The sequence below is a fragment of the Metabacillus sp. YM-086 genome (assembly GCF_048059995.1).
Classification (GTDB): domain Bacteria; phylum Bacillota; class Bacilli; order Bacillales; family Bacillaceae; genus Metabacillus; species Metabacillus litoralis_B.
Genome location: NZ_JBLUOI010000010.1, coordinates 1 through 8,579, shown reverse-complemented (window position 1 = coordinate 8,579; position 8,579 = coordinate 1). Strand labels below are relative to the sequence as shown.

Below are 8,579 nucleotides of genomic sequence, written 5' to 3'. Positions count from 1 at the left end.
TAGGAACAATTACATTAACAGTAGAAGACGAAGCTGGAAATCCAAAAGAATATACATTGGTTTTTGAAGAAGCAGATGGCGGAGCTCCAGTTGCAACAACACTAAATATTGGCGGGAATTTTTTAATTCAGAATGGTTTTGTTAAATTTATCTAAAGGTAATATTTTTTCACTCCTTCTGTGAGTATAGTTTTGTAAAACTTCTTTTTTGAATGGATATAAAAAGGGTTATCGCATTAAATTGTGCTAACCCTTTTCGCATCCCATCTGAAATCTGAATCAACGGGTAAATTAACTAAAAATATTCATATGGTGGCTATTCTTACTTACAAAGTTCAAAATTCCAGGATTAAAATAGCTATTTCCATTTTTTGGTGATACTTGATTTGAGAAGTAATTATTCTACAAACGATTAATATTACCATTCTTTAATGTGAGGATGAGAAATTGATGCTAGCAACGAGATAGAACATTGTTATAGTGAAGTTGGATATGGCATCTTAATTGCTCTCAAAGAAGTGGAGCTTGCCCAGAATTCTAAAGAATTTCTAGGTCGAGTTGACGTAGGTTTATTTATAAAAATAAAATAACACCTTTAAAATGATAGATTGGTCGCTAAAAGAGCATTAATTGAAGTTGAAAATCAGCAAATTAGCATAAGGGGCATTACATATCAAGATGAAAACACTAAGTCATTAATCCTTAGTGAATTTAAAAGGCTAGTTCGAATTCTATAAAAGGTTAAGTACTTGTGCTAAAAAACTTTACCGAATTAAGCTAAATTATGATATTGTAATAAACCGACATTTACCAAGATTATTTACTTACAAGAATTCTTTTTATTGATATACATGATTCTGCAAAATCTAGTACCATCATATCAAGCAACATATTAGGTAAGGAGAATTTAGATAGATATTTCCTTTTCCGTATTAGACTTCGTATAACTAAATTCAATTTTATTGATCGTTAAACGTTAGACACTAGATCATTCTTATCTAATCTATTTATAAACAAATCTTTCTATGTACTAAGATCATATGAAATGTATTTTTAGCATTAAGATTTAGATAGTAGAAGTGTAGAAGTGAAAAGGAAAGCTTATAGGTAAATCTGTTTATTACTAAAGAAAACAAATTGTAATAAACAGAGGAATTCCTTGTAGTAAGAATGGAATAAATCATTCAAACAAAAAAAGAGTGCATTTTCAGCACTCAAAAAGGTAACACACACATATATAGAATACCCATCCCAACCAAATTTTATGTCCGTGTTCGAGGATAAATTTATATATGTTACTAAATGTATTAATAGGCCCCAATAGTAACACCCACATACCTCCCACCCCAATCATATAGCTCCACCAATTTCCTTAATTTATAATTAAATAGTATAAAAGTACCGCGAAACCATAGTATCAACGATTCATCCCCCTCCCAAAGTGCCATTTTACCAAAATGAAAAAAATTCTCATTTAAAAAGGAGGAAAAAAAAGGAATTATGTCGTAAAGTAATAAGTGGACGTATTAAAAAAGAAAGTGGGTAGGCACATGAAAAGTTTTAAGAAAGCAGGCGTTATGGCATTTGCTTTAGCTTTGACTTTTTCCTCTGTGGGACAAAGTCAGGTAAGTTATGCGACGAGTCAGCCAGAGCAAGCACAAAAGAGTTATAACGAAGCATTAAGCAAGCTTGGATTTAAGAATTCAAGTGTACAATCAGTTTCAACGTCTAAAGGTGAAGAGGACGTGTACTATGAGGACCTTTTAGTCGTTAAGTACAAAAAGGGAATTTCCTCTAATACTCATAAAAAAATGGGTACAACTTTAGTGAAGAAAGTAAGCAGTCTTCAATATGATGTTGTTCGTGTAACGAATAAGAAGAACCTTGATAAGATTGCAGCGGATTATATGAAACGTGCTGATGTTCAATCGGTTTCTAAGAGTGCTAAAATCTCTAAGCTTGGTTTACCGGACCAAAAGAGATCTGAGATGTATCATTTAGATAATCTTAAAATTGATGATGCAACAAAATTAGCAGGTAAAAACAAAGTAAAAGTAGCCGTAGTTGATACGGGTGTTGATGCAAATCATCCTGAATTAAAGAATAAGATCGTTTATAACTATAATGTTATGGATCCTATGAAAAAGGGTGCAACAGATTTACATGGTACACATGTAGCTGGAATTATTGCTGCTGAGAAGAACAATGAAGTGGGTGGCTATGGAGTTAACCCAAATGTTCAAATCGTATCGATTGATGTATTTAATCGCTCAATGTTTGCAAGTGATTATTCTGTTGCAGAAGGAATTTTAGAGGCGGTTAAACAAAAGGTACAAGTTATTAACCTAAGCCTTGGATCAACAGTTCCTTCTCCAATTATTAAAGAAGCAATTGATAAAGCAATTGAAGCAAATATTACAGTTGTTGCAGCAGCAGGTAATAGCGGCTCTGAAATGCTAGAATATCCAGCGTCATTCAATGGTGTTATTAGCGTTGGGGCAACGAATGAAGAAAATCAGCTAGCTGAATTCTCAACTTATGGTTCATCTGTTGATGTAGTTGCACCAGGTCAAGACATCTATAGCTCAGCTTATGATGCAGAACGCGGTTCAACATTTATGAAGCTTGATGGAACTTCAATGGCTTCACCTGTGGTAGCTGGGACAGTTTCATTACTTTTATCGAAAAATCCTAAATTAACACCACAACAAGTTCAGTATATTTTAAATACTACTGCAACAGATTTAGGTAGCAGAGGCTATGATACTACTTATGGATTTGGTTTAATCAATCCTATTAATGCTTTAAAATATGATACTTCAAAAATACCAGCGGTAGAAAAAGTATCTGAAGATCAATTAGTAGAAAAAGCAAAAACACTTGATGGTGAAGGAAAATCTGTTCAAAAAGGAGCTATTACGAAGCTTTATCAAACAGATTACTATCAATTGTCTGTAAATGAGGGTGAATATGTACAAGTAAGCTTAGATCCTTATAAAAAGACGAATGACTATGAATATGAGCTTTATTTCTTCCCGGAAGGAGAAACAGAAGCAGCAGCTGAAAAGCTAACAGTAAACGATGTAACAGTTGGTGCAACAGAGGCTTCTTTATACAAAGCTCCAGAAGCAGGAACAGTTGTTATTGGCGTTAAAGATGCATTGAAAAAATATAGTGAATCAGCAAAACAAACATACACATTAACGGTTGAAAAAGTAGCTGAGTTACAAGAAGATGGATTGTCTGAAGAAAATATGGCTTCTATTACAAAGTTCCCATACAAATCAGGTAACCTATATTTCACTGAAGCAACACCACCCGTTTCAGAAGAAGAAACACCAGCTGAAGAAGAAGTTCCTGTTGATCCATTAGCGATCGGTGATAGTGACTTTTTCACGTTCTCTATTCCTGAAAACAGTGATAGTTCAGAAACATACGAATTTAGTTCAACAGGTGTTCCTGGAATTGACGTTACCCTAAATCTTTATATGGTTGAGAAATTTGAGATGGACGGGGAAGTAATCGAAGAAAAGATGCTTTACGATGTTGTTAATAACAAAGGATATGGACAAGGTGAATCATTCACATTTACTGGTATGCCTGGAGCTACTTATATTCTTGAAGTAACAAATAACCCATTATCTGAATTGTTAATGTGGGGATATTATGGTCAAGAGCTAGATTTAACAAGAGGGTTTTCCTCAAACATCCCTTATCAAGTAACAGCTGATAAAGTTGTATTACCAGCTGACGAAGATCAGTTCCCTGAAGCTTCATATGACTATTCAGAGGAAGTAACAGAGGAATACGTGGAACAAGCATATAGAACAAAAGATAGTATCCGAAATGGTATTTTAGAAGATTTATTGGCATTACTAATGGGAGGTCAAGAAGATTATTATTCACTTGTCCCTGAGATAGCAATGCCATACACATTGAATGAAGAAAAAACAGGCTATTTCCAATATAGCGGTGATGAAGACTGGTATTCTGTTGAGCTAGACAAAACAGGATTATATGAAGTTTCTTATGATGGCAATGGAGCAGAAGCTGGAATTGAAATTTATCAGCAAGATCCTGAAACAGGTAGCTTTATTATGCTAGCGTCTAATCTATACTTTGATATGGTTGGAATATCAATGAATGAGAAAACGTATGTAGGATTAAAAGCTGGTCAAACATACTATATTAAGTTAGCAGATCCGAATTATCGTCCAAACTTTAACGAGTACACGTTCTCTGCCAAGTTTGTTGCTGAATCACCAGTTGATAAGCAAGAATCAAACGATGTTTATGCAGAAGCTACAGAGTTAAAGCCAGGAACGATCACTGGTAACTTCTCAACAGAGCAAGATATGGACATGTTCTACTTCACACCGGATTCAAATGGTATTTACGGATATCAAGTACAACCAGTGGAAAGTAAGACAAATAGTAAATATCCTAAACAAATTCAAAGAGAATTAGATCCAGTTGTGTTTGTAATCGAGGACACAGATGGAGATGGAGAATTAGACGTTGAAGAAGAAGGGAAATTAACAATTACAGACTTCGGTTTCTCTGGTGATGAAGAACGTGGATCATTCCATGCATCAAAAGGAAAAGGTTATTTTGTTGTCTTGTTTGATTACTATGGAACAGCGTCATTCAAAGATTACAAGTTTACATTCGCTTCAGGGAATAAAGTGGATGAAGACAAAGGATCTGTCATTAAAAATAATGTTCCATCAAAACCAATTTCACTAAGCAAAGACAAAAGTGGGAAATTAACGGGTACAGGCTACTTAAATCCATCAACTGGTAAAGGTGATGTTGATTACTATAAGCTTGTAATTCCAAACGCAAAACAGAAATATAAAGTATCACTAGATGTACCAACGGATATAGATGGTGTAATCAGCCTTTACGAGGCAAACGGAAAGCAAATTCTGAAAAAGGATCTTTATGGAAAAGGAGATTCTGAAGAATTTTATGTAAACCTGAAAAAAGGTACTTACTTCTTTAAAGTAGAAGATAAAAATGGTAATGCTAGCATTTCACCATATAAGTTAACACTTCAATAAGGTTCTTAGGCCCTCTATGAGAGATTCATAGAGGGTTTTTTACGATTAACATCTTAATCAAACGTTTATTTATCAACTGCTTTTGAATGATTTTTAGTACTTTATTAATTTTGACCAATTTCGACATTGTTGATATCATATTCTTAATAAGTATAATGAGGTGATCATAATGAGAATGTTAGCTGTTTTATTTCTTTTAACCTCCATTTTCCTTGCGGGATGTGGTACGGATGTAAAACAAAGCGAGAATGGATCAACTGAAGAAAATACAATAGAAGAAAATGAAACAACTGAAGCAACTGAAGAAGTAAATGAAACAGAAGAACCTCAAGAAGAAACAGCAGAAGTAACGCAAGAGGCTGAAGGGGAAGAAGCAACGGAAGAACCTGCGGTAGATTCTGAACAAGTGAGCACTGAAAGTCTAGAAGGTGTCTACAATGGACAAGTTGATACACATAGCATTGAAGTTGACCATGCGGATCACGGACCTATGATCTTCCAAACGCTAGAAACAGAAGTTGACTTTGATTCTATTAAAGAAGGTAGTAATGTAACACTAGAGTATTATGTCGATGAAAATGGTCTAAATGTCTTGAAAACTATTACAGTTGTGAATTAATTTTAAGTCCCCACAATAGATTGTGGGGCTTTTTGTTCTATAAAATCAGGAATAAAAATGGTAAAAATGTTACACTCACCCTTTTGTTATTTAATGGTAAAATGGTTTAGCATATTAATAAAAGGAGCGTTCAAAATGAAAAGATTCAATGGTATTCTATCTCTCATCTTTGCTTTTGTGCTTATGATACCAGCCACAGGTACATATGCTGCATCTAACTCAAATTATCAGCGTGCAGTGAGTGCGGGAGAAGAATTGAAAAAGGAATTGTCAAAGTTTAATAGCTATATAAACTCTGGAAATTTATATAATGTAGATGCTCAATATGATGCGTTTACGAAAAAAATTCGCAATACAGAGTTACTAATTGGAAAAGTATCAGGTTCTTCAAACAGAAAATACTTAAATACGACGTATGTTCGTCCGGCTAAAATAGCAAAAGAACGTGTAATTTATGAAATTTCTCAAATAAGATTGTTATATATCATTGATAAACGCTTTGACTTAAATCAATTAGCTGAAGCGGAAAGTGATTACGCAAAGCTTGAAAGGCTACAAAAAAGAGCAAAGCAAATAAAAGAAGCTGGAGGATACGACAGCCTACCAACATCCATCAATCGTTCTTTACATTGGTGGGAAAGCTATATTGTTGAGAGGCTTAACGCGAATACAAGTGAAGAAATCGTACCATCTGACATAGGGACCATTCACGACTTTTTAGTTTACTTGAATCATGTTTACATCAATGATGAAGGTAATTTACTTGAGCTAAAAGGATGGACGATGGATCAACTCGGTGAAGACAGTTTCGGCTTTTTCTTAAGCTATTTCCCAAGAACTACCTTAGAAAAATTAGATGAAATCAACGCAAAGGGAAATGATGAAGCTGTTAGAGAATGGGCAACTAACATTGTGAAGGCAATTGATTACTTTTCAACTGAAAATGGAGCTGTTTGGCATGCGGATGCTTCTTCTGCTTGCCAAGGCTATGTACCTTCCTCGTTCCCTGAAGATTCATATTGGTATTATGTAGGATCCTGTGGCTACACCTTCACTGTTTTTCATGCTGATTCTGAAAATAAAATCCCAAGTGTTTTCTATGATTGGTATTTAGAAAATAAAGATAATTATTAATTAAAGTAGGGCAGCCTAGAAGAGGGCTGCCCTTACCTTTTTAACTAATTTAATTTGCTTCTCGTTTCTGCTTCATAAGTTTCTAAGAAAAACTTCATACCTGGCAGATCTGGGTATTTTCCAGGGTAAAGCTTATTTCCTGCTTCCTTAATTTCAACTGCGCGAATTTTTAACCGATCGAGTTTTTCTAGTTCCCTTAAAGCAGTTGTTTGATCGCTTTGAGAGATGAGGTGATTGATTTTGTTCAATAACTCATAGATGGAAACTTCATAAATAACCGTTTCTCGAACAATTTTTGCTTGCTTTACAAGTGCCTCAGCCATGTATTTGCGTGTTTCACTTCCATAAACCTTCCCTATTATGAGCTCTTCCTTCTTAATTTTCGCAGATAATAGATGGTAGTATTCAACAAGTTCAGGAGTAAATGAATCATTTTGTACAAACTCATAGACGTTGTTTCTCGTAGATTCTACTTCATTTTTTCCAAAATTAATAGCATCAATGAATTGAGCCGATCGTATTTGATAGGGTTTAACTGCATCTAGCCCTTGTTGTAGCTCATGTTTTTTAGCACTTTGAAGGAGATTGATTTTTACTTGTGCGTTTAATATAGCTGTTTTCGCAGCTGAATAATTTGAACTAAATTGTGGAGAAAGTGTTACTTCTTCTATAGAAGATGCAACGTATTTCCCTCTTAGCTTATTGGCCTTTATTTGAGCATCTGCTACAGCTTGACTTGCTGCTTCTTCAGCATGATCATTTAATAGACTGTTAATTTGACTTGTCTTTCCAATCACAACTATCGGCTTTTTCTCAGGATCAATCCATGTTAAAAGCTTCTTAACATTTTCTTCTGCAAGAGCAACACAACCTGCTGTTGGACTTGTTGAGTTTCTCCAAACATGTAAGAAAATTGCACTTCCTTTTCCTTTCACTATCGGGTTCGTATTGTAGTTAATCGCTACTGCATATTTGTAAAGAGGCTGTTTTAAAATTTCATAGGAATTCCAACGTGTAGTAGGGTTTCCGTTATAAGTGACCCATTTGTTGTAATCAGGTGAAGCTGGGTCATCAATCCAATAATCATTTGCTGTGGTAGATCGGAATGGGAGCTTCACACCATTTGGCTTTTCACCCCAGCCAAAAGCGGTGCCAAGAGAGTACACTCCAGTTGGTGTAATTCCGTCACCTTCTTTTTGCTTAGTCGAAATACCGCTTTTACCAACGACGGCCGACATAGTTGGAAGAGCTTTTCTCCACTCGCCGTTTATTTTTTCATATGTTGTGACAACAGCACCGATACCACCATTGTTATTCACAAGGATGATCTGGTTTCCATCACTAATTTGTTTCATAGAATCAAAGCCATTCAGTTGACTGGCTGCATTTGAATGTTGTGGAATGATCGCAAAACAAACCACAAGTGCCAGGAAAAATAATAGCTGCTTCTTCAAAAAAATACCCTCCAATACCGTTTTCTTCTACTATATAAATCTACGATAAAATCATTAAATTTAAGTCTATAGACAAACCAAATAGAATACAAGGGTAATATTTGTTTAAAATTCCCAAATGTGCCTTAAATTTAACTTTCAAAATAAGAAAAAAATGATACAATTACTTATTAGTAATCTACTATCTATTACGAAAGAGGATAAACGATGAATAAAAGACAAGATCGTCATAGAAAGAAAAAAAAGAAAAAGAAATTTGTTAGAGGGTTTTTCTTCCTTCTAGTTCTTATACTTGGTTTTGCTGGTTATA

At 34.6% G+C, this 8,579-nt stretch carries 4 protein-coding genes; 3 read left to right on the top strand and 1 reads right to left on the bottom strand.

Features of this window, described 5'->3' with window-relative positions:
• Window positions 1-1,549: 1,549 nt before the first annotated feature.
• From ACEWK1_RS06470 to ACEWK1_RS06460, 3 genes are all read left to right on the top strand, one after another.
• Window positions 1,550-5,062: a S8 family peptidase gene (locus tag ACEWK1_RS06470; RefSeq protein ID WP_416635769.1), complete on the top strand. Its 3,513-nt coding sequence runs from the start codon at window positions 1,550-1,552 to the stop codon at window positions 5,060-5,062.
• Window positions 5,063-5,231: 169 nt separating this feature from the next.
• A complete protein-coding gene (locus ACEWK1_RS06465; protein WP_212135662.1) occupies window positions 5,232-5,681 on the top strand; it encodes a hypothetical protein in 450 nt (149 codons plus the stop codon).
• 135 nt (window positions 5,682-5,816) lie between these two features.
• A complete protein-coding gene (locus tag ACEWK1_RS06460; protein ID WP_212135665.1) occupies window positions 5,817-6,815 on the top strand; it encodes a hypothetical protein in 999 nt (332 codons plus the stop codon).
• Window positions 6,816-6,859: 44 nt separating this feature from the next.
• Here the strand turns inward: ACEWK1_RS06460 and ACEWK1_RS06455 are convergent, their stop codons facing one another.
• Window positions 6,860-8,269 (bottom strand): L,D-transpeptidase family protein, encoded by a 1,410-nt coding sequence (locus ACEWK1_RS06455; protein ID WP_212135666.1) that lies wholly within the window; start codon window positions 8,267-8,269, stop codon window positions 6,860-6,862.
• Between the last annotated feature and the right edge of the window lie 310 nt (window positions 8,270-8,579).